This is a genomic window from Ruegeria sp. CH11 (genome assembly GCF_056537105.1).
On sequence record NZ_JBQFQX010000017.1, the window covers coordinates 1 to 23,310 of the forward strand.

Below are 23,310 nucleotides of genomic sequence, written 5' to 3' on the forward strand. Positions count from 1 at the left end.
CCCGAGAATATCTTCTGCTTCGTCAGTCTCTTCGATCTCCTCGACTTCGGGCATCGCAGTCAGAATGTCGTCGGTATCATCCTCTTCGGCGACCTCGTCCGGAGCCATGTCGGCCAGATCGCCCAGAAGATCATCTAGATCGTCTTCGGTTTCCTCTTCGGGTGCAGCATTTGCCAAATCCCCGAGAATATCTTCTGCTTCGTCAGTCTCTTCGATGTCCTCGATTTCGGGCATCGCAGCCAATATGTCGCCGGTTTCGTCCTCTTCGGCGGCCTCGTCAGTGGCCATTTCAGCCAGATCACCCAGAAGATCATCCAGATCGCTGTCTTCTGAAACTTCGTCTTCCGGTGCCGCATCCGCCAATTCGCCCAGCACATCCGATTGGTCGTCCTCAACCGGCTCGGGGGCGTCGGGCAGCGAAGACAAGGCGTCCTCAATACCCGTGTCTTCCTCTTCGTCTACCTGAGCGGTGTCAGCGAGGTCGGACAGGATGTCACTGGTTCCGTCCTCACCCTCATCGACCTCCAATTCGGGTACCGATGCCAAGGCATCGTCCACGCCGTTGTCCAGCGCCACGTCTTCAGGGGCCATGTCGGCCAGATCGGACAGAACAGTGCCGGTTTCGTCAATGGCCTCATCTGGGACGGCGTCGGGAATCGACGATAACGCATCCTGTACCGAAGTATCTTCAACCGCGTCTTCAGGCGCGGTAGCCGCCAGATCTGACAAAACATCGCTGGCGTCATCTTGGACCTGCGACGGCTCGGCGGCATCGGGCAACGAAGCGAGCGCGTCATCAAGCGATGTATCCGCTGGCGCGTCCTCGGGTGCGGTCGCGGCCAAATCTGAAAGCACGTCCGCCGAGGTATCGCTGCGTTCCTCTGATGGCGCTTCGGGCAATGAGGCCAATGCGTCCTCGACCGAATGATCCTGCGGCGCAACCTCGGGCGCTGCGTCGCGCAGCGCATCCAGCGCAGCTTGTTGATCCTGTACCTCGACCGGGCTGCTGGCCAAACTGCTTAGCAACGCCGGATCGGCAAGTATCTTTTCGATCAGCGTTTCTGCCCCGGCTTTGCCATCCATATAGGCCATCAACGTGGACAATTGCGTGCGCGCGTCGAGCAGTTTGCGCAGAGGTTCGATCTTGGCCGCAATCTGCGCCGGGTTGAAATCGGCCATTTTTTCAAACGTCAGATCAACCGCAAGATTGCCTTCTCCCGTCAGAGTATTCGGCACCGAGAACTCAACCCGAGGCGCCATCGCCTTCATCCGGTCATCGAAATTGTCGACATCGATCTCAAGAAACTTACGGTCCGAGACTGCGGGTGTTTCGGCCTTGGATTTGCCCGACAAGTCACTCAGCACACCCATGACAAATGGCAGCTGAACTTTTTTCTGGGCACCGTATAGCTCGACATCATATTCGATCTGAACGCGGGGTGCGCGGTTGCGGGCGATGAACTTCTGCGAACTGTCAGCCATTGGTCTGCCCCTTCAGCTCCGCCACCTCGCGGCGCAATGCTTTGACTTCCTGCATCAGTTCCATGACGTGCTCATCGACGATGTCTGTCTCACTGCGCACAAGATCGCGCAGATGCGAGAATTCCTCGACCGATTCATCTTCGACAGCTGATTGCATGGTGTTGACCAGCAGGCCGATAAACAGGTTCAGCACCGAAAAGGCGGTGATCACGATGAACGGAACAAAGAAGATCCAGGCTGTCGGGTGTACTTCCATCACCGGTCGCACGATGCCCATGGACCAGCTTTCCAGCGTCATGATCTGGAACAGTGAATAGAGCGACCGCCCGAGCGAGCCGAACCATTCCGGGAAATCCGGCCCGTACATCAGCGTGGCCATCACGGCAAAGACATAGAACACGATTGAGATCATGATGATCACGGCGCCCATTCCGGGCAGCGCATCCAGCAGCGCCTGCACCACCGCACGCATTTGCGGTATGACCGACAGCAAGCGCATCGCACGGATAACCCGCAGACCGCGCAACGCGGATAGGCCGTCGCGGTTGGGCAACAGGCCCAGCGTTACGACCACTAGGTCAAAGATATTCCATGCGTTTTTGAAGAAAGACAGCCGATAGGCATAAAATTTCACCAAAAGCTCGGCGACAAAAATGCCCAGAACGATTTTGTCGAAAGCTACCAGCAAATGACCGACATTGGCCTGAACTGCGGGTGACGTAGACAGCCCCAGCGTGATGGCATTGAAAATGATCACGCCCAGAATGGTATTCGTGACGACCCTGCGCTCGACAAATTCGCGGGCACGTTCACGAAGCGTGGGATCTGGGGCCGTTCGAGAGTCCAACTGAGTCACTCCTTGGTGCAAAGCGGGCAGCATCGGACCTCACACCGATCCTGCCCGCAATAGTCAGCTTACTTTACCGCTTTGACAATCTTGGCGCCGGACTTTGCCAGAGCCTTGCCCGCGCTGATCATGAAGTTTGCGGTATCTTCGTGGTCTTCCGCGAACTTGATCGCCTTGGACAGTTTTCCACCATCCCAGATACCCTTGGTTTCAAGATCCTTGATGACCTTTGCGGCCTCGGCCTTCAGCTCGTCGTATTTCTTCTTTTTGACTTCGAATTTTTCGAGCTTGTAGGCCATTTCTTTCGCCAGACGTTCCGCCTCGGCGGCTTCGGCCGAGATGGCTTTGTCCGGGTGGCTTTTCATCTTATCGGCGTTTTCGCGGGCGTCATTCGCCTTCACAAGCGCCTCGTTCATGTGCTTACGCATCAACAGCATCCGCGTGGCACCGTCATCGAGATGCTTTTTCAACGATTTGACGTGGCCCGAAGTGCCAGCCATCAGCAGCTTGACCTTTTCTTTCGGCCCCAGCTTGCGGAATTCAGAAGCTTTCTTTTTCTTCTCCTGATACTCGACAGCCTTGGTGATCGCCGCGATGTCCTTTTCGATCTTCTCAAGGAAACCCTTGTAGCTGTCATATTCCTTCTTGATCGTCTTGCCGCTGGTGATCAGCGCGCCAACACCGGTACCGATCGCTGCCGCGATGACAACAGCCGCTACACCACCGGTCAGAACTGTTGCTGCGATGGATGCAGCCGCCACAGCCAGCGTGATCAGAACCAAAGCCGTGATTTTCAGACCCGTCTTAATCTTCTTGCGGGTCATTTTCTTTTTCAGCTTTTTCTCGACATAGTCATAGACCTGCTCCATGCAGGTCGTCGCCAGCGACTGAACCTCGTTCTGGAAGGTCTTGAGACCCTGCTTGATCAGCTGGTTCGCCGTTTCGATGAATTTCTTCAGCTGCGCTTCCGAATAGTCCTTTTTCTCGATGTCCTTTTCGGTGCCGTCCATTGCCTTCTTGAACTCGGCCGAACGCTTTTTCTCAAGCTTGGTAAAGTTCTTATCCCACAGTTTGGCATAGGCGGCGCGCAGCAGTTTGGTTTCCGTTTCGTCCTCGCCCTCGGGCACGGCGTGGGCCACCGTAAACTCGCATTTGGGCTGCTTGAACATTTTGCCCTTGTATCCGATGTTCAGTTTTGCGCTTGTACTAAATGCAGCCATTCTCTCTCTCCTAATATGCTATGTGCTTCGACCGTCGATTGATCGCCCTTAGTCAAACCCATAAGTGAAGTCGCCGTCTGTGACGTCGATCACGACTTTGGAAACTTCTTCGCCCTCCATCATTCTTTTTAGGAATTCTGCCGAAATATCCGGCAGCATCGTGTTGGTCACGATCGCGTCGATCATGCGACCACCGCTGTCCAGTTCCTGACACCGGTTGACGATCTCATCGACCACCGCATCGGTGTATTCGAAAGGTACACCATGTGCCTGTTGAACGCGTTTCTGAATGCGACCAAGTTGCAGCTTGGTGATCTCGCCCAGCATATCGGGGCTGAGCGGGTAATAGGGGATCGTCACCAAACGCCCCAACAATGCAGGTGGGAAAACCTTGAGCATCGGATCCCGCAGTGCCTTTGCCATACCTTCCGGGTCAGGCATCAGGTCCGGGTCGGCGCACATATCCATGATCATTTCCGTGCCCACATTCGAGGTCAGCAGGATCAGCGTGTTCTTGAAGTCGATCACGCGGCCTTCGCCATCCTCCATAACGCCCTTGTCGAAAACCTGAAAAAAGATCTCGTGCACGTCCGGGTGGGCCTTTTCGACCTCATCCAGCAGGACAACCGAGTACGGCTTACGCCGCACCGCTTCGGTCAGCACGCCGCCCTCGCCATAGCCGACATAGCCCGGAGGCGCGCCTTTCAGGCTGCTAACGGTATGCGCCTCTTGATATTCAGACATGTTGATGGTGATGACGTTCTGTTCACCACCATAGAGCACCTCGGCCAGCGCAAGCGCGGTTTCGGTCTTGCCCACGCCGCTGGTGCCCGCCAGCATGAATACGCCAATGGGTTTGTTCGGGTTGTCGAGCCCCGCGCGGCTGGTCTGAACCCGCTTGGCGATCATCTTCATCGCATGGTCCTGACCGATCACCCGCTGCGCCAGGCGGTCTTCGAGGTTCAGGATCGTTTCGATCTCATCCTTAACCATCCGGCCCACAGGAATACCGGTCCAATCGCCGACCACGCTGGCAACCGCCTGGTGATCGACTATGGGCAGGATCAGCGGGCTGTCGCCTTGCAATTCCTCGAGTTCGGCATTCTTGGCTTTTAGTTCAGCCAGCAGAGCCTCGCGGTCGATCGGTTGCCCTTCCGGGGCTTCTTCGGTTGCGGCTTCGCCTTCGGCCGTGCCGGTGCCTTCGACCTCTTGCCCACCTGCGCGCAGCTTGGCCCGCAGTTCGAGGATTTCCTCAACGACCTTTTTCTCAGCCTCCCAACGCCCGTTGAGTTCGGCCAGCCGCGCCTCTTCGGACTCTTTCGCGGCGTTCACAGCCTCGCGGCGGTCGGCAACGTCATAGCCTGCGGTTTCATCCCGTTCGATGATCTCCAACTCGGTTGTCAGTGCCTCGATCCGGCGCTGGCTGTCATCCACTTCCGCCGGAACCGCGTGCTGAGACACCGCAACGCGGGCACAGGCGGTATCCATAAGGCTGACCGATTTATCCGGCAACTGCCGAGCGGGGATGTAACGCGCGGACAAAGTCACCGCCGCCTCGATCCCCTCGTCCAGCACCTGCACGCGGTGGTGTTTTTCCAGCATCGAGGCGATGCCGCGCATCATCAGAACCGCCTTGGGGATATCCGGCTCTTCCACATGCACCACCTGGAAACGGCGGGTGAGGGCCGGATCTTTCTCGATGTATTTCTTGTACTCGGCCCAAGTGGTCGCGCCGATAGTGCGCAGCGTACCGCGCGCCAGCGCGGGTTTCAGAAGGTTGGCGGCATCGCCGGTGCCCGCTGCGCCGCCTGCACCTACCAGAGTATGCGTTTCGTCGACAAACATCACAATCGGCGTCGGGCTGGCCTGCACTTCGTCAATCACTTGACGCAGACGGTTTTCGAATTCGCCCTTCATGGACGCGCCCGCTTGCAGCAGGCCCACATCCAGCACCAGCAGGCGCACATCCTTCAGCGCGGGCGGCACGTCGCCGCGCGCGATGCGCAGGGCAAAGCCTTCGACCACCGCGGTCTTACCCACCCCGGCCTCACCAGTCAGGATCGGGTTGTTCTGGCGACGGCGCATTAGCACGTCTACAATCTGACGGATTTCCTCGTCGCGACCCACAATCGGGTCGATCTCGCCATTGCGGGCCTGCTCGGTCAGATCGGTGCAGAACTGCTCCAGCGCCTCACCCTTGCCCATTGCACCGGGCGCCATCGCGCCGCTCGCCTCGCCGGGCTCGGCTCCACCGCCGACGTTGGACCCATCCTGTGCGCCCAGCGTATCCTCGGGCGAGCCATCTGTGGCCTCGCCAAAGTTGTCGGCCAGATCATCAGCCCCGATCTTGGCAAGTTCCGGCGACATGCTGGCCAGAATATTACGCAGCGCAGGCGTCTTGAGCATGCCCAATATCAAATACCCCGTCCGCACCTTGCTGTCGGAATACAGCAGAGAACCCCAGACCCAGCCGCGCTCCATCGCGTCCATCAGGTGATCGCTGAGGTCCGAGATCGAGGACGCCCCGCGCGGCAACAGGTCTAACGACCGCGTCAGTTCGGACGCGATCTTTCCCGGGTCCAGATCGTAGTGCTGGATGATGCGGTGAATGTCGCTGTCCTGACCGTTCAGAATCTGATGTAGCCAGTGCTGGATTTCGACGTAAGGATTGCCCCGCATCTTGCAGAACACGGTGGCCCCTTCGATGGCCTGATAGCCCAGCTTGTTCAGCTTGCCGAACAGCGAAACACGGCTGATTTCCGTCATCTTCAATACCTCTCGTTGTGGGCCTGTTCTGCGGCCTCGAATTCTTGGTTTATGTATCCGGGATAAAGGATCAGATCGTCCGCATCCGGTCTGTCCTGTTCCGGGTCGTCGCGGGTTCGAATCCAACTGGTATGGCCCAACTGGGTTGTTCCACCAAGCGACGCGCGCGGAACCTCGTCGCCGGACAAAACCAGATTGACTTCCCAATCCAGCGTGTCCCCGGCATAGGTCCGCAGAATGGCCTCGAGCCGTTCCTGCGACACCCCCCCGGGCAGCAGACGCTTGTAGTCCACCAGCGAAAGCGGACCGATCCGAATGCGAAATTTGGCCGACCGCGACCACACGCGATTGCCAATACTGGTCGATTGCCCAAGTCGGGCCGGGCCACCAAGCTGCCAGGTATCATCCGGCTCAAGTTCGAGCCAGGTTCCGACGAATTGCTGAACATGTGCCTCGACGCCGAAATAATCGGACAGAATCGCGATCAGGCCCTCAACCGTCTTGGTTCCCGACCCCAGATGCCCCGCAAAAAACCGGCGCAGCATGTCGGGCATCGCGTCCCGGTCCGAGTATTCTGCACCCTTGAACCCCGCCAGCGCAGCTACGCGCTGTTCGAACGGATCATCGCCACGGTCAAAACTGGGCGCGGGTTCCGCTGCGGCCCATGCACGATAAAGCAAGCTCATCAGACGGTGCGTCAGCATATCCGCGAAGGCGACAAATGTCGGATCTCGGTGGTTGCGCAACCGATCCCGGGCAAATTCTGTCAGATGCAGCGGCAGCGGCCCTTGCGGGCCAAAAAAACCAAAAAACAGATTGCTCAATTTACCGGGTTGATTGCCCGAAGCCGGGTCAAACCGTGTCAGTGTGTTCGGTGGAAAGGCCAGTGACACGTCCTGACCAAGGCGCACCTGATCCTGACGCGGACGACGGGATTCCCCCAGGCGCGGTGCATCGGCGTAATGCGCCTCGATCACGCGCAACGCCTGAAAGATGTGATGCTTTTCAGGCTCCGCCGCCAGCGCGGCGATCAGGCTTAGATGATCCTGCCAAGGCCGGCTGCCGGTCGCCATCTGGCAATCTCTCCCCTTCGTTCGGTTTTCAACACCGTTTCCGTGAAACTGTTGATCGTAGTGTATTTTCGGAAGAACCGTTCCAGCACAGCACCGAGCACATAGACGCTTGTGCCCTCATAAAAGCTTTCGTCGAACCCAAGTGTGATTTCTAGACCGCGAACCGCAGTGCTGAGCACCTCGTCGCTCATCCGGCGCACGATTGGGCGGCTCGCGACCGAGACAACGCCCTCAAGCTGCTTTTCAGTCACGCGATTGCCCAAGGGCGCGTAGATTCCCAGCAGTTCGCGCAAAGCGCCTGCACCGCCGTCTTTGCCGTCGCCGGCAATCGACAGGTAATTCAGGCTAAGGTGGCTGATCAGCTTCCAGGCGGCATCGCCCTGCGCAAGCGTGGCATGCGGTCGGGTCGGCGTCACAGGCGTTCGAATTGATTTGACCGGTCCGCCGTCCGGCAGGTGGAACACACCGTCACCGCCAGCAGCCAGCAACATTGGCAGATCGCGGTTCGAACACAGTGCTTCAACCGCCAATTGTTCCAGCGTTCCGGGATACGGGGCCTGCGCACGGTCCACTAGCGTCAGGTACACCTCGGACCCGAGATACGAGGTCCGCACCCCGCGCAGTCGTTCCTTTTCATTCCGCTGACGCATTCTGCGCTTGACTGTGTAATAGGCGGAATGATTGTCACCCGCAGCCGTCAGGTCCGTGTCGCTATAAAAGGGGCGGAAAGGAATATCGCCCTCTTCATCCGCCTGAATGCCGATCACGCGATCGATCGAGAAAATCTCATAGTCCAAACCGGCCGTGCGGTTCGGAACAATGTGGTGCTCGGTGTCCATCTGGGTGATGTGCACCCTGTCGCAGCGACGGTGAAACAGGTTAACCGCAGGCACCGCATTCAGGGTAAAAGCGGTAGGGGTCACCGCAGGTGAGACGTCGCGCATACCCTCTTGCAACAGGATATAGATATCGACATCCGTGCCAGCCGACTGTTTCAGCGCTGCCTTCAACCCGGTCAGCTCCACAAACAGGAACCGTTCGGGCATTGCAAAATATTCCTGCAGCAGACGGTATCCGTCAAAGGACTGGCGCGGCGTGGGCAGCAGGGCCTCATTGCTCTCGAAGCCTTTCGGAACGACATCTGCCTCCATCAGCCGCACAGTCCAGTCCGCGCGCCGGTCGGTGGATCGCCCGGTCAGACCAACACATTGCGTGCTGAGCAACTCATGCAGCGCCCAGGGTTTGCCACTTTGCGTATTCAGATGCAGCACAAGGCTGTCCATCTCCAGATCCGCCATCGGCTCACCATCGGTCCGGTTCAGGCGCAGCCTGATACCGGCGCGTGCGTCGGTTTCCTTGGCCACCCCGGCAGCAACAAGCTCGCCCCGTCCGTCGATATACTCTGCTTCGGTAATTTCGATCGGCCATAATGTCAGATCCGAGGACGTGGCAAATTCGCAAGCCGTCTGTTCGCCCTCAGCCAGACGTGCGCGCAGCGTCGTGCCACGCGCGATGGGATACCCTTCTTTCAACGCAGCATTGCCCACATCGGGCTCAAGCTGCGCGATCATCATCGACGGCGTCGGCGCCAGATAATGCGGGTAGACGATTTCGAGCAGGTTCGACGTGAAGGTCGGGAACTGCATATCCAGTTCAAGCTGTACACGCGCGGCCAGGAAGGCACTGCCTTCCAGCAGGCGTTCCACATAGGGATCGACGACCTCGATCCCCTCCATCCCCAAACGCGAAGCGATTTTTGGATAGGCATTGGCAAATTCCGCACCCATTTCGCGCAGAAAGGCAAGTTCGGTTTCGTAGTGCTTGAGAAGCCGTGTGTCCATTTCGCCTAGCTCCTCTCGATCGCGACTTCGCCTGTCGTCACATCGACCCGGCTGCGCAGATACAGTTCCAGCGGCATCGGCTGCGCCCACATCACGGCGCGAATGTCGAACTCGACATGCATGTCGCCTGCTTTGTTCTCGGACCGTAAGTCAACCGCGACCGAGCCCTTCACGATCCGAGGTTCAAACACCTCGATCGAATCGGCAATGGATTTCTGGATGCGCTGCGCCTGCCGCAAGGTCGAGAATGACCCCGAGGTTTCGCGAATTCCGTAGTTCAGCACCGACTTTGCTGCATGCGGATAGACATCTTCGTCGATCAGGTCCGATTGATCGGTGGTGTTCAACAGCATCGATAGATCACGCTGGATGATTTCCCGAAGGCGGCCAACGTCGATCACACGCGCGTCGCGCCCCTCTTTCCTTTCATCCGGTGCGTTGTCCGTCAGCCGGTCGAGAAGTGAAGGTTGCAGTCGTTCCGCAAGTGTCTTCTCAGCCATCTCCCGCCGTTTCCCCGGCCTCTGTGGCCACATCCAGTACAAGTTCGCGGACATCCAGCAGCGCGACGTCGGATTTGTCTGTTGTCAGCAACCGCTGGCCCAGCCCGACAAAGGTCTCGGCCCCGGCATCGACCCAGTTTGTCGCCCTTGCCAACCGGTCGGCGTCGTCGCCCTGATCTGTTGTACCGGCATAGCGCGTCGGGATAAGCGCCGCGACTTCGCCTCCGCTGGCAACCGTCAGGGTGCAGGCTGTCCAAACCGCATCTCGCAGGTCACTGGGGGCTTCGATATCCAAACGCACGATCTGCGCAAAAGGCAGCCAGAAATAGCGACCGTTCACGATGACCTCAAGCACGGGACCTAGACGCATGTCCGCATCCGCGATCCACTCAAAAGCCTCGCCATTGACGGTTCCAGAGGTCGCCGGGGCAGCATCGAATGCGCGCCCGCGCAATTCGGCAGCCTGATCGAAGTGACCGCCCGCTGTCAATTTTTGTGCTTCAATCAGATGGGCCAGCCACTCTTCGGGCTCGCCAAAAATCATCGGGGTTTTTTCGCCCGCAAAAACCTTTTCGCGGTAGACCTCGCAAATGATTGCCTCGCGATAGGTTTTGGCCATCATCGTGGCCGCTTCGTCCATTTCCGCGCTCAGCTTGAGCTGGGTAATCGCGCGCTTCCAGTCGCCCATGACACATAGCAGCTGAAACAGAAAAATCCGCAGCTTGGCGTCTGCGGGATTGGCGCGAATGTTGTCTTGCAGCGTTGCCAGCGTGGCCGCCAGATCGCCTGATTTAAGATGCTCTTCCGGCGTCATGAAACCCTCGCGCAGTCAGGATGAAGAAAATGCGAAAAGCTCTGGCGATGGTATACCGCCAGAGCCGGATCGTTTCGGAAAATCAGCTGACGTCGCCGGTTTCCAGGTTCCACTTGAACTCGTTGCAGTCGCTGAGTTTGCCGGTCTTGAAGTCGGCAATCTTGTATTTGACCGAGATACCGCGATACGCGACGGTCCAGCTTTCGGTCGGGATCGATTCTTCACCGCCGGACACCGAGTAGCTGTCAACGATGGCGTCACGCAGCGTGAGGATCAGATAAGGCTCCATGCCTTTCTTTTCATCATCGCCCGACCGGCACAGGTGGATCGTCATCTCGGCGTTGGATTTGCCCGAGGCAACGTAGGTCATGAGTTTTGCCGAAGCTTTGCTCAGTTCCGTGTTCAACTCGACTTTGCCGAAATTCGCGTTCGCGTAGCCACGCTGGGTGGTACCCATGTCGGCCATGTCCAGTGTCCGTTCGACGTTCCAGGTGATCTCTTTACAAGCGATCCAGTCGGTGTGTCCTTTTTCCCGGGCCTCGCCAGGGAAGTCCATTTTGATGAATACGTTTTCCATTTTGCCTTCCTCTAAGGTTGATGTCTTTGAAATACTGGAGAGCCAAAGCGGCGGCAGTGAAACACATCACATGCCGCCAACTTTTTTGTCATTTACCCAGCTTTTTCGGACGGAAGTTTTGAGACAAGCCGCAGTGAAACCGACAGCCCTTCGAGCTGATAATGGGGGCGCAGGAAGAACTTGGACGTATAATAGCCCGGGTTCCCTTCTACGTCCTCGACCACGACCTCGGCCGAGGCCAGCGGCTTGCGCGCCTTTTCCGCTTCGGCAGAAATATCGGCGTTGAAATCAACGTATTGGTTGATCCATTCCTGCAGCCAGGATTCCATATCCTGACGGCTTTTGAACGAGCCGACTTTGTCGCGCACCATACATTTCAGGTAGTGCGCAAAACGGCAGGTCGCGAACAGGTAGGGCAAGCGTGCAGCCAGATTGGCGTTCGCGGTTGCGTCCGGATCATCATATTCCGCAGGCTTGTGCAGCGATTGTGCGCCGATGAAGGTCGCCGAATCGCTGTTCTTGCGGTGGATCAGGGGCATCATGCCGTTCTTGGCCAGTTCCGCCTCGCGCCGGTCCGAAATGGCAATCTCGGTCGGGCATTTCATGTCCACGCCGCCATCGTCGGTCGGGAAAGTATGCGCCGGCAGGCCTTCGACCGTACCGCCGCTTTCCACACCCCGGATGCGCGAACACCAGCCGTATTCCTTGAACGACCGGTTGATGTTCACCGCCATGCCATAGGCCGCGTTGACCCAGCTGTAGTTTTCACTGTTGGCACCTGTGGTGTCTTCTTCGAACGCGAACTCCTCGACCGGTTCGGTCTTGGAGCCATAGGGCAGACGGCCCAGGAAACGCGGCATTGCCAGACCCACATATTTGGAATCTTCGCTCTCCCGCAGGGACCGCCATGCGGCATATTCCGGGGTTTGGAAGATCTTGGTCAGGTCGCGCGGATTGGCCAGTTCCGACCAGCTGTCCATCTGGAACAGGCTGGGTTTGGCCCCCGTGATCAGCGGCGCGTGAGCGGCAGCGGCGATCTTGGACATCTCGCCCAGCAGCTCGATATCCTGCGGGCTGTGGTCGAAGTGATAGTCCGCAACCAGCGAGCCATAGGGTTCGCCACCAAACTGGCCGAATTCTTCTTCATAAAGCTTTTTGAAGATCGGCGACTGATCCCATGCGGTCCCTTTGAACTTGCGCAGGGTCTTGTGCATGTCTTTCTTCGAGATGTTCATCACGCGGATTTTCAACATCTCGTCGGTTTCGGTGTTGTTCACCAGATAATGCAGACCACGCCATGCGCTTTCCATCTGCTGGAAATCTGCGTGGTGCAGGATCAGGTTGACCTGTTCGGTCAGCTTCTTGTCGATCTCGGCAATGATGCCTTCGATCGAGCGCAGCGCATCGTCCGAGATCAGACCTGTGTTGGCCAGCGCCTGTTCGGCCAGCGTTTTGACCGCGCTTTCAACGGCGGTTTTTGCCTGATCGGATTTCGGACGGAATTCTTTGGTCAGCAAAGCCTCGAATTCCGAGGATCCAAATGCTGTTGCGCCTTCGGCGGCTTCTACCTTGGCTTCTTCTTCGGCCATCTTTTATTCCTCCTCGGCGGCGTCGCCGCCCGGTTTGGGCTGGGCTGCCAGTGTCTTCAGCAAGCTTGGGTCCTGCATGATCTTGGAAATCAGATCTTCGGCACCGGTCTTGCCGTCCATATATGTCATCAGGTTGGACAACTGGGTGCGCGCATCCAGAAGTTCCTTGAGCGGCTCGACCTTGGCGGCAATCGCGGCCGGGCTGAAATCGTCCATGCTCTCGAACGTAATATCGACAGCCAGGTTGCCTTCGCCAGTCAGCGTGTTCGGCACGGTGAACGCTGCGCGAGGGGCCATCGACTTCATCCGATCATCGAAATTGTCGACATCGATCTCAAGGAACTTGCGGTCCGCAACTGCGGGCTGCTCAACCTCGGATTTTCCGGCCAGATCGCTCATGACGCCCATGACGAAGGGCAACTGAACTTTCTTTTCAGCTCCGTACAGCTCCACATCATATTCGATCTGAACCCTCGGAGCCCTGTTCCGGGCTATGAATTTTTGTGAACTATCGGCCATCTGGTGCTCCTCGATTCATCCATCAGTGTTTCTTTTCAATCCGTTACCGCCGCATGATCGGCGAGGATCAATAATCGTCATCATCTTCCTTCAGGCCGCCAATCTGACGAACCTCGTCCAGACCCTCTTTCGCCATGTCTTCGATAATCGTCAGAAAATCGGCATTAACAAGGCGCTTTGCCCGTTCCAGCAGAACTGGCAGCGGGCTGGAGGGTTCGCAGCGCGCGTAATAATCCATGATGCGGTCCAACATCATCGTGACATCGTCGGGCGAGTTGATCGCCCCGCCACCGGAAGGACCCCGCGCCGGTGCGCCGGGTGCGGCGGCCGCCGGGGCCTCGTCATCGCCGCTGTCCGCGTCGGCAATTTCCCCGACATCGGCATACCGCGCCAACGCTTGCTTGATGCTTTTCAGTGCCTCGGACAGCGGATCAAGGTCCGGGCCTTCGCCCGGCGTCTTGTCGCTAAAGATCGCATCGATGGCCGTAACATCATCCAAAGCGGACGCAGCCGCTTCGGCATTGGCCGACAGGACCTCGTCGTCGGTATCCTTGAACGCTGCCGCAACCGAGTTCTCATCCGGTATGTCGTCAAGATCGGCAGGCATGTTGATGCGGCCATCGACGACGTCCAGATGCCGAAGGGTCATCTGTCCGAACATGCGGCTATCGGTCAGACCGGTGCGGCGCAGAGCCCGCACCATACGGTCAGAAGATGCGATCCCGCGCACGGCGTTGATCCGCATCGTGGCGTCGCCGTCATCTTCGTCCAATTCGGGGTGACAGGTATCCCAGCTGTCTTCCAACAAAGACTTCACATAGCCGATCGACGCAGCAAAAGCAGGCAGGCCCTTGGTGTGAAGCACGGCCTCGGCCAGATAAACAGCGGCGCGCAGGTCGTGGCTTTTGTCCATGACGGCCAGCGCCTTGGATTCCACGTCGCCCCAATCCTGCTCTTCGGCGGCGACAACCTCGTCACCCATCTGACGCTCTTCGCCCGGTTGGGCCGCGATCTCAAGGTCGGTGAACGCCGGATCATATTCCAGATTCTCGCCGCTTGGCGACTCGTCGTCCCTTGGTTCCAAATAAGATGATAGATCCATGTTCTCCCCGAACCGTCTTGTGCCTTGGCAGCTTGTTGTCGCTTTTTTCGTCGCTTACCGCAGCTTTGACTGCTGCGTGTATGAATTAGTTCACATGACTGGACAACTCGCAATTTCCCGGCGGTTGAACAGCTAACCCTGTGGTAAATCAGCCGCATCCCCCCGATAAAGTCAAATCCAATATGCGCGCCTGTCGTGGCCCGCGCTTGATCCCTGCAACGCCCGCAAGGCACAGCCATCGCTCCTTGTCGCTCACGCGCAATATTTCTTCTTTTCGGTTGGCCCTTGATACTGCAATGATCGTGCCAACAGCACGATTATCGCGTTCTTTGACCACCGGGGCTGCGTCGAACATCGAACCGGCCAGAAATTGGACTCAGTCGGATAATGGAAAAGTTGACGTAAGGGAACAAGGGGAAATTAGCATGAGACCTGGCATCTTTGGCGCAATCGCACTGGCTCTGGCCGCATCTTCTGCTTCGGCCGACGAGGGCAAGCTGTCAATCGAATTGAACAAGTTCGAAGCCGGTGAAAGCGGCGGGTGCCGAGCGTTCTTTTTGTTTCGCAACCAGACCGACAACAGTTTTGAAGAGTTTGAGATGTCGCTTGCCATTCTCGACGGCAACGGCGTGATCGACCGGCTGCTGTCGATCGACGCCTCCCCCCTGCCCGTTCAGCGCACCGTCCTGAAGCTGTTCGAGATCCCCGAAATCGACTGCGCCAATATCTCGGAAATTCTGCTGCACGATCTGCCCGCCTGCAAACCACAAAACGCCGATCCCGTGGACTGTTTTCCGTTGCTGTCGCTGGGCAGCAAGACCTCGGCCAGTCTGGCGCAATAAGTCATGTTGGGATTCGAGAACCTTGGAACCGGCGGGCCGATCCTGATTGTGCTTGGGCTGCTGTCTCTGCTGTCGCTGACCCTGATCGTCGTCAAGGCCATTCAACTCGCCCCTGTGCGCTCGGGCGGCGCGTCACGCGACAGCGCTCTGGTCGAGTGGTCGAAAGGCGATCGCGCGGGCGCCCAAGCGGCTGTTGCCTCGGGCAAATCACCTGCGGATCGTGTCTGCGCCTATGCGATGCAAGCGCTGATCGAGGGGTTCAAAGGCCCAGCGTTGACGGCAGAACTGACCCGACGCGGCAATCTGGAATTTGCGTCAATGACCACGTGGATCAGAGTTCTGGAACTCATCGCCATGATCTCGCCGCTCCTCGGGTTGTTGGGAACCGTGACCGGCATGATTCAGTCATTTCAAGAGCTTGAACTGGCTCAAGGGGCGGCGAATGCCTCGGTTCTGGCCGGTGGTATCTGGCAGGCGCTGCTGACCACAGCGGCCGGGCTTCTGGTGGCGATCCCTGCGGCTGTCGGTGCGTCGCTGTTGTCGGGTCGCGCCGAAGCCGGGGCGCAGGCCATCGAAAACGCGGTCGGTCGTCTGATGGTGATCGAGGAACGCGGCGTGGATTGAAGGGGTGGCAATGAGCGAAGAGATCATCCTCAACAGGCGTAGGCTGACACGGCCGCTGATTTCGCTTGTTCCGATGATCGACGTAATGCTGATCCTGCTCGTGTTCTTCATGGTCACGTCCACCTATCTGAACCTCGATATGATCCCGGCGCTGTCACAGCAAGACCGCCCTGCCCAATCGCAGAGCGAGGCAAGCGGGCAAGCCCAGGGCGCGATGCTGATCCGGGTTGGCGCGGATGGTACAGCCTATTTTCGGGGGCGCCCCTATCAGTTGGATGACCTTTCTGCCTTGCTAAGCGATCAACTTCTCATCGAACCGGCCACACAGGTGATAATCCTGCCGACCGGCAGCGCCAGAATGCAGGCATTGGTGTCGGTTATGGATGTCGTCACGACCGCTGGCGTGACCAATATGCGCGTGGTCCGGCTGGAGGCGCGCCCATGAGGATCACCAGACCAGCACCCCGCCATCACCCCGAAACGATCATAGCATTGATCGACGTGGTTTTCTTTCTGCTGGTGTTTTTCATGTTGATTGGCCGAATGGATGCGACGGCGCCTTTCGACGTGGCACCACCTGTCGCCCAAACCGGTGCCGATATGCCCGCCGGGGGTTTGACTCTGTCCGTCAGCGCCGACGGCGTTTTGGCGTTGGACGGAACGGAAGTGCAAAGCGACGAGGTTGTGTCGCGCGTGCAATTGGCGCTGTCGGATCAGCCCGAGACGCTGATCCGCATCAATGCCCACCGAGACGCCACCTTGCGCGACGTGCTGCCTCTGATTGCTCAGTTCGAGGCACTGGGCGCACGCGACGTTGTGCTGGTCGTGACGCCGCCGGGTCCGGTTCGGTGATCCGCACCCCAATCATATGGGGCGCTGGGCTGGTCGGGTCGATTGCGCTCCATCTCGTGGGGGCTGGGGTGCTGCTGTGGTCAATCGATCCCGACCCTGTCGCGGAACAACCCGTACCCGAAACCCGGATGCAATTGTCAGCCCATAGGGTCAAACAAAGCGAAGCCATCGAGACACGGCCGCAGGCAGATGTCGCGCAGGCAGGCGACGCGTCGGGCCCAAGATTGGCACAGGGTGTGATACGCCAGAGCGCCGCGACTGCCGCCGCACCTGAGATCAGCGCTCTGCCGGCGTTGGAGCGGATCGGGGAAAGCGTCGAAACGCTGGATGCAGCCCCGGTTATTTTGCCCGAAATCACCGAAACTCCGCGCCCTGCTCAGGCCGCCAGCGTAACACCGGCCAGTGTTTCCGCTGCAGACCTGCCTTTGAGCGCAATTGCTCCCCAGATTGTGCCGGCACAGGCCGTTGCGTTGGCAGCACCGGCCGCACAGGCTGCACAGGCGGTTCAGGCCCAGCCCGTCGCGCTAACGCAAACAAAACCGGACATACAACGAGCCAAGGCCTCGGATGTGTTTTCGTCGACCGGTGACGGGCCGATTGATCCTGTCTCGCTTGCGGCCTTCCAAAGCTTCATGCAACCCGGGGATGCAGGCCAGCAGGCGCAGGATGTGCGTGACGGCATCGACGGTCTGCTGTCTCAGGTCCCATGTTCCCGGCTGCAGGTTCAGTTCCAACCCGAGAGCAATACGCTTGAGTTGATCGGCCATATTCCCGAAGACGGTCTGCGCAATCCCGTGTTGGCTGCGCTTCAGACACAGATGGGAGAGAACATCCGGGTTGCAGACAACCTGCTGGTCTTGCCGCGCCCGCAATGTGGCGCGCTGAGCGGGATCGCCGATGTCGGCCTGCCGCAATCCACCGACCAGATCACCAATCCGCTGCTGGTGGGAGAAGACGTGCATGCACGCGCCTTCCGCTATACCGAAGGCCAGCAACTGGTCCTCGACCTGACAGGTGCCGATTATGACGCCTACATCTATGTCGACTATTTCGACGCGGACGGTCAGGTCATCCACCTCAGCCCGAACGACGCGTCGCCGCTGCAATTGACACAGGCCAAATCTGCCTTGCAAATCGGCGCGCAAAATCAGGGCGACCCGGGGCTTTTCATCACGATCGGGCCACCTTACGGGCAAGAGATTGCCGTAGCTTTTGCCGCGTCGCAGCCACTTTATGACACCGACCGGCCGCTGATCGAGCCTGCCGACGCCTATCTGGAGTTTCTCAGAGAGCGCGTGTCTGCTGCCCGAGCCCGGCATCCGGATTTCAAAGGCGAATGGGTTTATTTTTTCATTACAACGTCAGCGCAGTAGCTTCCGGGGCTACAATCGGTCTAAGAAAAACGACTTTAAGTGATCGGTGTAGCATACTGAATTTAAATTATTTTTGAATTCTTATTCAGCACTGACATTGACCCTTGAGAAAAGTTCTCAAGCGGCTCCGTTGTTCACATATCCCTGGTTTGTAGTGCGCGCCGATTGGGTGTTTTCAGAACGATGTTCCGCATTCACTCGAAATTACCTTGACATTGCACCCAATTGATTGACTAAAACAATCAAGATTAATTTCCGACTCCTTTTGTCGGACAATACTGAGGGACCCCTATGTTCAAATCAAACCTGAAACTTACGTCGGCGCTTGTTGCTGCAACGCTGATTGGCGGAGCGGCGCTGGCGGATCAAGCCTATGGCCCGTTTCCTGTGACCGTGAAAGGCTATGAGGGCGACAAGACCGACTCGGTGTCCTATTCTGGTCAGATCGCGCGCCACGTGCTGCATGACAGCCTGAAGAAGGCAGCGGCCAAAGGTGATGGCGGCAACAACGCGGCCGAAGTCGAGGCCCTGATGCTGGCCTATTTCAACGGATCCGACGAAGATCTGGCGATCATCGCACCGGTGTCCAAGGACGGCTTCCCGGTCAAGCAGTCGACCGTGAATGAAATTTCCAAAGGCAAGAACATCTCGGGCAAGTTCTACAAGGGCGCGATGCCAGCATGGCCAGGCAACCAGTCCGGCGTCGATGTGGCGTTACAGATGATCAAGATGGCCGCCGCGTCCGAACAGGGTTATGACCCGGTCAACGGCATGGATTGGGGTCAGCTGATCTCGAAATTCACGCTGGGCGCAATGGCCTATAACCAGGCGGTCGACAACTATCTCGACGAAAAACTGGAAGCCGACAACAAGCCCAACAACGAGCCCTATTCAGAGGGCGCGCATTACACAGGCAAAGAGCACAGCTGGGACGAAGCATTCGGTTACTTTGGTGCCGCAGCGCATTCGGTGACCCTATCGCCCGAGCAGAACTATGGCGTTTCCAAGCAGAAAGACCTGGCCGCTGCGGATGCCAATGGCGATGGCGTTATCGACCTGAAGACCGAGATGGTATTTGGTCCGGCCTATTACGCCGCAGGTGCTGACAAAGGTGGCAACAAGAACACCCAGTACATGACCACTATCTTCAACGCCTTCCGCGATGGCCGTGCTCTGATCGCTTCGGCAAATGGTGAGGCCCTGACCGATGAGCAACGCGCGCAGTTGAAGAACTATGCTGACATCATCGAAACCAACTGGGAAAAGACACTGGCCGAGGCCACGTTCAAATACGCCGGTTCGGTCTACCAGGATATCGACAAGATCAAATCCGGTGAGGACACTGACAAGGCGCTGCGCGACTATGCCAAGCACTGGGGTGAGCTGAAGGGCTTCTCGATGGCGCTGCAATCAGGCAAGAACAATCTCGGCGCAACTGCGATCGACCTGAACTGGCTGATCGGCTTTGGTCCGGCGATGCCGGATGGTCTGATGGTCTCGGACATCGACGCAGAGGGCAATTTTGTCCGTGGCCGCGAGATGACGCTGGAGGATTATCAGGTCAACATGCTGAAAGTTCAGAAACTGCTTATCGATACTTTCGGGATCGAAAGCCGCGCCAATGATGCGACAGCTGATCTGGCTGCGTTGGCTGAAAAGCTGGGTGAAAACGTCTCGGCCGAGAACGACTAAGGGTGACTTGACCCAACCCGGCGGCGGTTTGTAATCGCCGCCGGGGTTACAGCCGAGACGCGTGTATTGGATATTTTCGAGCCCATAACCTCGGTCCTTGCCGATTTTTCGAACCCGAAGAAGCGCGTCTTTTTCGGGTACCTGTTTTTGACGGTGTTGATCGCAGTTCTGTGGCTGGTCGCAGCCCGCCGGTCATCCGTCAAGCGCGCATTACAGCAGGTTTTCGACCGCAAGATCCTGTTTTCCCCCTCGGCCAGAGCAGACTACAAGATCTTCGTCATCAATCGCGTTTTCATGATGTTCGTATCGCCGTTGCTGGTGTCGCAGCTGGCAATCGGGACCCTGCTATATTACGCGCTGCACGACGTTCCCTTTCTGCAACGCGGGGTGTTGTCCGAAACCCCAGCCGCGCTGATCGTGGCCCTGTTTACGGCGACAATCTTTATCGTCGACGATTTCACCAAATATCTGGTGCATCGCTGGATGCACCATTGGCCAGTGCTTTGGGCGATTCATAAGACCCATCATTCCGCCGAAACCTTAACGCCTATCACAGTCTATCGGACCCACCCGCTTGAAGGCATCCTCTATGCGTTGCGCAGCGCGGTTGCTCAGGGGACAACGATGGCGCTGTTCCTATTCTTCTTCGGCAGCGCGGTAGACCTTTATACTGTGTTGGGGGTCAACGCGCTGTCATTCGTATTTCATGTAACCGGGTCAAACCTGCGGCATTCGCATGTTTCGATCCACTATTGGCCCTGGCTGGAGCACATCCTGATCTCTCCAGCGCAACATCAAGTGCATCATTCGATTGCCCGAAAGCACCACGACAAGAACTTTGGCGTCGCTTTTGCGGTTTGGGACTGGCTGTTCGGCTCGCTGCACCTGTCCGAACCGGACACTGATCTGAAGTTTGGCCTGCACGCGTCAGAGGCGCACCCGTCCCGCGTGTTGGATATCTATCTGCGCCCCTTCGCCGATATCGCACAGATTTTGCACCGTCGATACGACAGGTTGCGCGACCGTCGGAAACGACAGTTCATTCGCAGCCGCTGAGATCGAAAATAGCGTCAGTCGCCCTCGGGCACGCCGCGCTTGTTCATGAGATGCAGCGCCATAAATGTGACAACCGCGCCTGATAGCAGATAAAGGCCTGCCGCCCAAAGACCAAACGCCGCCGTCAGTCCGATCCCGATCAGCGGGGCGAAGGCGGCTCCGAATATCCAGGACAGGTTCGTCGCCATGGCAGAACCTGAATACCGGTAACGCCTCGGAAACTGCTTGGGCACGATCGCGCTTGCCTGACCATAGGCCAAGCCCAGGACCAGAAAACCGAAGATGATATAGGCATAGGGATAATGTGCCAGGGTGCCGATCATCAGGCTGAGCACAACAATCAGGATCGAGCTGAGTTTGATCACAAAATGCCGGTCGTACCGATCCGCCAACAATCCGGATGCGATCACTGTCAGGATCGCCAGCGCTCCACCGATCAACTGCACGGTCAGGACTTCGGTGATTTCAAACCGCTCGTAAATCGCGGCAAACGCCAGTGGGAAAACGGTGACCATGTGGAACAGGGCATAGCTGGCGAGCGGCAGGAACGCAGACAGCAATATCGTCCGGCCTTGGTTCTGAACCAGTTCCTTCAACGGAGCTGACTCAGTGACCTCGGGCTCGACACCCAAATCCGAATTCAGCAGCCGAACGCGGGCATATAACGAGACCACGTTGACCGCCATCACAGCAAAGAACGCAAAGCGCCAGCCCCATTTGAGGAACTCCTCCTCGGTCAGAAAGCCGTGGAGCACATAAAAGATCGACGCGGCGACAACAAAACCAATTGGTCCGCCCAGTTGCGGAACCATCGCATAGACACCCTTGCGATGGGCGGGTGCGGCATTTTGCAATTGCAAGGTTAACCCGTCCCAGGCGCCGCCAAGTCCCAGCCCCTGCAAAATCCGCAAAACAGCCAGAAAAACCGGCGCAAGCCAGCCGATTTTCTCGTATCCGGGCAACAAACCGATGGCGACCGTCGACGTTCCCAGCAAAAACAGGGCCAGCGTGACCTTCCCGACTCGCCCGATCTTATATTGCAGCGTGCGTCCCGCGAGGCTGGCAATGGGTCGCGCCAGAAATGCAAGCGAGAAGATAGCAAATGACGCCAGCGTACCCGCCAGAGGGTCGAGCATGGGGAAAAACAGCCTGGGGAAAACCAGGGCCGACGCGATGGCGTAGACAAAAAACCCAAAGAAATCAGTGACACGCGCCATGACAACGGTGGTGATCACCTCGTCGATTGTGGCTGTGTAACGTTTTGTGTTGTCAACGCTGGTCATGCTATACTCCCGTACAGACCCAAAGTTTCCGGAGCGTCACGCCAAAGGTAATTGTGCGGGTCATCTTTTGTCGCATTGCAGCATGACTGCAAAACTTGCACAAGAGGTAACGCAAGCAGAGGTTCGTCAAATGTCTCGCCAGCTTAGCAATTCCTCATCCCAAAACCGATCCATGAGTCGAAAGAAATGAAGCGCGCAGTTTCCGTCGCACTCCTTCTAACGATCATCACTCTGGCAGGGTGCGATATGGTTGTTCTGAACCCCTCGGGTGACGTGGCGATGCAGCAGGCCGATCTGATATTGTATTCGACAGTCCTGATGCTGATCATCATCGTACCTGTCATGGCTTTGACAGTATTCTTTGCCTGGAAATACCGCGCCTCGAACAAGAAAGCCACGTATGAGCCCGACTGGGATCATTCCACCAGCCTCGAGATCATCATCTGGTCGGTGCCGCTTGCGATCATCATCTGCCTTGCCGGTCTAACCTATGTGGCAACGCACCGGCTGGACCCGTATCAACCGCTGACACGTCTTTCCGACGGGCAAGAGATTGACCCGAATATTGATCCGATGGTGATTCAGGTCTCGGCGATGGACTGGAAATGGCTGTTCATCTACCCCGAAGAGGGGATCGCGACCGTAAACGAGGTTGCCGCCATCGTGGATCGACCGATTAAGTTCGAGATAACGTCGACCACAGTGATGAATTCGTTCTTCGTACCGGCACTGGCCGGTCAAATCTATGCCATGTCGGGCATGCAGACCGAGCTGAACGCCGTGATCAACAAGCCGGGCGTCTATGACGGGTTCTCGGCCAATTATAGCGGCGAAGGCTTTTCGCAAATGCGGTTCAAGTTCCACGGCAAGGATCAGGCCGATTTCGATGCCTGGGTGGAACAGGTGCGCGCGCAAGGCTCTGCGTTGGATCGTGAGACGATTGCGCAGCTGAACCAGCCCAGCATTTCGCACCCGGTGACCTACTACGACTCGGTCGAGGATGGATTGTGGGACAAGATCGTCAATCTCTGCATCTACGACGACGCCCTGTGTCTGAACGACATGATGATGGTTGATGCCTTGGGCGGCGGCGGGCTTGAAGGGCTTTGGAACCGCGAAATGTTCCGCGGCATCTGCTCGGCCGACAATTCGGGTGCGCTGATGGCGATGATCCGGCCGGACATGCGTATCCGCGAGGACGAAATCACTACTGCGATGACGCTGGTTCCTCCGGCGGCCGCTGACTGACCTGTAACGA

21 protein-coding genes and 1 pseudogene are annotated in these 23,310 nt (G+C 57.7%); 8 read left to right on the plus strand and 14 right to left on the minus strand.

The window, feature by feature from the left end; all coding sequences use genetic code 11:
- Positions 1 to 999: 999 nt before the first annotated feature.
- The 13 genes and pseudogenes from tssB (ACR0LX_RS19115) to ACR0LX_RS19175 form a co-directional block, all read right to left on the minus strand.
- Positions 1,000 to 1,482 (minus strand): annotated as a pseudogene (tssB, locus tag ACR0LX_RS19115) (type VI secretion system contractile sheath small subunit); the annotation flags it as partial.
- Complete coding sequence (locus ACR0LX_RS19120) at positions 1,475 to 2,329, minus strand: ion transporter (RefSeq protein ID WP_480573563.1); 855 nt, start codon at positions 2,327 to 2,329, stop codon at positions 1,475 to 1,477. The pseudogene tssB (ACR0LX_RS19115) and the gene ACR0LX_RS19120, both read right to left, overlap by 8 nt.
- 68 nt (positions 2,330 to 2,397) lie before the next feature.
- Positions 2,398 to 3,549 (minus strand): hypothetical protein, encoded by a 1,152-nt coding sequence (locus ACR0LX_RS19125; protein ID WP_480573560.1) that lies wholly within the window; start codon positions 3,547 to 3,549, stop codon positions 2,398 to 2,400.
- A 48-nt stretch (positions 3,550 to 3,597) separates the two neighbouring features.
- Positions 3,598 to 6,315 carry a type VI secretion system ATPase TssH gene (tssH, locus tag ACR0LX_RS19130; RefSeq protein WP_480785091.1) on the minus strand — a complete coding sequence of 906 codons (2,718 nt, stop codon included), beginning with the start codon at positions 6,313 to 6,315 and terminating at the stop codon, positions 3,598 to 3,600.
- A gap of 2 nt (positions 6,316 to 6,317) precedes the next feature.
- On the minus strand, positions 6,318 to 7,388 hold the full coding sequence (tssG, locus tag ACR0LX_RS19135) for a type VI secretion system baseplate subunit TssG (protein ID WP_480785092.1): 1,071 nt from the start codon (positions 7,386 to 7,388) through the stop codon (positions 6,318 to 6,320).
- Positions 7,352 to 9,229 (minus strand): type VI secretion system baseplate subunit TssF, encoded by a 1,878-nt coding sequence (gene tssF / locus ACR0LX_RS19140; RefSeq protein ID WP_480785093.1) that lies wholly within the window; start codon positions 9,227 to 9,229, stop codon positions 7,352 to 7,354. Before tssF ends, tssG begins: the two co-directional genes overlap by 37 nt.
- A gap of 5 nt (positions 9,230 to 9,234) precedes the next feature.
- Entirely contained in the window at positions 9,235 to 9,729 is a 495-nt protein-coding gene (gene tssE, locus ACR0LX_RS19145; protein ID WP_480573548.1) for a type VI secretion system baseplate subunit TssE, read from the minus strand.
- Positions 9,722 to 10,543, minus strand: coding sequence for a type VI secretion system accessory protein TagJ (locus ACR0LX_RS19150; RefSeq protein ID WP_480573545.1), 822 nt, complete (start codon positions 10,541 to 10,543; stop codon positions 9,722 to 9,724). The genes tssE and ACR0LX_RS19150 overlap by 8 nt, the downstream gene beginning before the upstream one ends.
- Before the next feature lie 82 nt (positions 10,544 to 10,625).
- Positions 10,626 to 11,120: an Hcp family type VI secretion system effector gene (locus tag ACR0LX_RS19155; RefSeq protein ID WP_480573542.1), complete on the minus strand. Its 495-nt coding sequence runs from the start codon at positions 11,118 to 11,120 to the stop codon at positions 10,626 to 10,628.
- Positions 11,121 to 11,212: 92 nt separating this feature from the next.
- The gene (tssC, locus tag ACR0LX_RS19160) at positions 11,213 to 12,709 is read right to left on the minus strand and encodes a type VI secretion system contractile sheath large subunit (RefSeq protein ID WP_480573539.1); all 1,497 of its coding nucleotides are present in this window, start codon (positions 12,707 to 12,709) and stop codon (positions 11,213 to 11,215) included.
- A gap of 3 nt (positions 12,710 to 12,712) precedes the next feature.
- Positions 12,713 to 13,228, minus strand: a complete 516-nt coding sequence (tssB, locus tag ACR0LX_RS19165) for a type VI secretion system contractile sheath small subunit (protein WP_039526464.1) — start codon at positions 13,226 to 13,228, stop codon at positions 12,713 to 12,715.
- A 67-nt stretch (positions 13,229 to 13,295) separates the two neighbouring features.
- Positions 13,296 to 14,330: a type VI secretion system protein TssA gene (gene tssA / locus ACR0LX_RS19170; protein ID WP_480785094.1), complete on the minus strand. Its 1,035-nt coding sequence runs from the start codon at positions 14,328 to 14,330 to the stop codon at positions 13,296 to 13,298.
- 148 nt (positions 14,331 to 14,478) lie between these two features.
- Positions 14,479 to 14,685, minus strand: a complete 207-nt coding sequence (locus ACR0LX_RS19175) for a hypothetical protein (protein ID WP_480573533.1) — start codon at positions 14,683 to 14,685, stop codon at positions 14,479 to 14,481.
- 70 nt (positions 14,686 to 14,755) lie between these two features.
- Between ACR0LX_RS19175 and ACR0LX_RS19180 the strand changes: the two genes are divergently transcribed.
- From ACR0LX_RS19180 to ACR0LX_RS19210, 7 genes are all read left to right on the plus strand, one after another.
- Complete coding sequence (locus tag ACR0LX_RS19180; RefSeq protein WP_480573530.1) at positions 14,756 to 15,172, plus strand: hypothetical protein; 417 nt, start codon at positions 14,756 to 14,758, stop codon at positions 15,170 to 15,172.
- A 3-nt stretch (positions 15,173 to 15,175) separates the two neighbouring features.
- Positions 15,176 to 15,796 carry a MotA/TolQ/ExbB proton channel family protein gene (locus ACR0LX_RS19185; RefSeq protein WP_480785095.1) on the plus strand — a complete coding sequence of 207 codons (621 nt, stop codon included), beginning with the start codon at positions 15,176 to 15,178 and terminating at the stop codon, positions 15,794 to 15,796.
- A gap of 10 nt (positions 15,797 to 15,806) precedes the next feature.
- Positions 15,807 to 16,241 carry an ExbD/TolR family protein gene (locus tag ACR0LX_RS19190; protein WP_480785096.1) on the plus strand — a complete coding sequence of 145 codons (435 nt, stop codon included), beginning with the start codon at positions 15,807 to 15,809 and terminating at the stop codon, positions 16,239 to 16,241.
- The gene (locus tag ACR0LX_RS19195; protein WP_480785097.1) at positions 16,238 to 16,648 is read left to right on the plus strand and encodes an ExbD/TolR family protein; all 411 of its coding nucleotides are present in this window, start codon (positions 16,238 to 16,240) and stop codon (positions 16,646 to 16,648) included. Before ACR0LX_RS19190 ends, ACR0LX_RS19195 begins: the two co-directional genes overlap by 4 nt.
- The gene (locus tag ACR0LX_RS19200; RefSeq protein ID WP_480785098.1) at positions 16,645 to 18,021 is read left to right on the plus strand and encodes a DUF4384 domain-containing protein; all 1,377 of its coding nucleotides are present in this window, start codon (positions 16,645 to 16,647) and stop codon (positions 18,019 to 18,021) included. Before ACR0LX_RS19195 ends, ACR0LX_RS19200 begins: the two co-directional genes overlap by 4 nt.
- 291 nt (positions 18,022 to 18,312) lie before the next feature.
- Positions 18,313 to 19,713: a DUF4856 domain-containing protein gene (locus tag ACR0LX_RS19205; RefSeq protein ID WP_480785099.1), complete on the plus strand. Its 1,401-nt coding sequence runs from the start codon at positions 18,313 to 18,315 to the stop codon at positions 19,711 to 19,713.
- Positions 19,714 to 19,779: 66 nt separating this feature from the next.
- Entirely contained in the window at positions 19,780 to 20,769 is a 990-nt protein-coding gene (locus ACR0LX_RS19210; RefSeq protein WP_480785100.1) for a sterol desaturase family protein, read from the plus strand.
- Between the two features lie 14 nt (positions 20,770 to 20,783).
- Here ACR0LX_RS19210 and ACR0LX_RS19215 read toward each other — a convergent pair whose 3' ends face one another.
- Positions 20,784 to 22,052 carry an MFS transporter gene (locus ACR0LX_RS19215; protein WP_480785101.1) on the minus strand — a complete coding sequence of 423 codons (1,269 nt, stop codon included), beginning with the start codon at positions 22,050 to 22,052 and terminating at the stop codon, positions 20,784 to 20,786.
- 186 nt (positions 22,053 to 22,238) lie between these two features.
- Between ACR0LX_RS19215 and cyoA the strand changes: the two genes are divergently transcribed.
- A complete protein-coding gene (gene cyoA / locus ACR0LX_RS19220) occupies positions 22,239 to 23,300 on the plus strand; it encodes a ubiquinol oxidase subunit II (RefSeq protein ID WP_480785102.1) in 1,062 nt (353 codons plus the stop codon).
- Positions 23,301 to 23,310: the final 10 nt, after the last annotated feature.

Excerpts from the sequence above, each read along its gene's own strand:
- ACR0LX_RS19125 (WP_480573560.1), bottom strand. The coding sequence starts at position 3,549 with ATGGCTGCATTTAGTACAAGCGCAAAACTGAACATCGGATACAAGGGC.
- tssH (WP_480785091.1), bottom strand. The coding sequence starts at position 6,315 with ATGACGGAAATCAGCCGTGTTTCGCTGTTCGGCAAGCTGAACAAGCTG.
- tssG (WP_480785092.1), bottom strand. The coding sequence starts at position 7,388 with ATGGCGACCGGCAGCCGGCCTTGGCAGGATCATCTAAGCCTGATCGCC.
- tssF (WP_480785093.1), bottom strand. The coding sequence starts at position 9,229 with ATGGACACACGGCTTCTCAAGCACTACGAAACCGAACTTGCCTTTCTG.
- tssE (WP_480573548.1), bottom strand. The coding sequence starts at position 9,729 with ATGGCTGAGAAGACACTTGCGGAACGACTGCAACCTTCACTTCTCGAC.
- ACR0LX_RS19150 (WP_480573545.1), bottom strand. The coding sequence starts at position 10,543 with ATGACGCCGGAAGAGCATCTTAAATCAGGCGATCTGGCGGCCACGCTG.
- ACR0LX_RS19155 (WP_480573542.1), bottom strand. The coding sequence starts at position 11,120 with ATGGAAAACGTATTCATCAAAATGGACTTCCCTGGCGAGGCCCGGGAA.
- tssC (WP_480573539.1), bottom strand. The coding sequence starts at position 12,709 with ATGGCCGAAGAAGAAGCCAAGGTAGAAGCCGCCGAAGGCGCAACAGCA.
- tssB (WP_039526464.1), bottom strand. The coding sequence starts at position 13,228 with ATGGCCGATAGTTCACAAAAATTCATAGCCCGGAACAGGGCTCCGAGG.
- tssA (WP_480785094.1), bottom strand. The coding sequence starts at position 14,330 with ATGGATCTATCATCTTATTTGGAACCAAGGGACGACGAGTCGCCAAGC.
- ACR0LX_RS19175 (WP_480573533.1), bottom strand. The coding sequence starts at position 14,685 with ATGTTCGACGCAGCCCCGGTGGTCAAAGAACGCGATAATCGTGCTGTT.
- ACR0LX_RS19180 (WP_480573530.1), top strand. The coding sequence starts at position 14,756 with ATGAGACCTGGCATCTTTGGCGCAATCGCACTGGCTCTGGCCGCATCT.
- ACR0LX_RS19185 (WP_480785095.1), top strand. The coding sequence starts at position 15,176 with ATGTTGGGATTCGAGAACCTTGGAACCGGCGGGCCGATCCTGATTGTG.
- ACR0LX_RS19190 (WP_480785096.1), top strand. The coding sequence starts at position 15,807 with ATGAGCGAAGAGATCATCCTCAACAGGCGTAGGCTGACACGGCCGCTG.
- ACR0LX_RS19195 (WP_480785097.1), top strand. The coding sequence starts at position 16,238 with ATGAGGATCACCAGACCAGCACCCCGCCATCACCCCGAAACGATCATA.
- ACR0LX_RS19205 (WP_480785099.1), top strand. The coding sequence starts at position 18,313 with ATGTTCAAATCAAACCTGAAACTTACGTCGGCGCTTGTTGCTGCAACG.
- ACR0LX_RS19215 (WP_480785101.1), bottom strand. The coding sequence starts at position 22,052 with ATGACCAGCGTTGACAACACAAAACGTTACACAGCCACAATCGACGAG.
- cyoA (WP_480785102.1), top strand. The coding sequence starts at position 22,239 with ATGAAGCGCGCAGTTTCCGTCGCACTCCTTCTAACGATCATCACTCTG.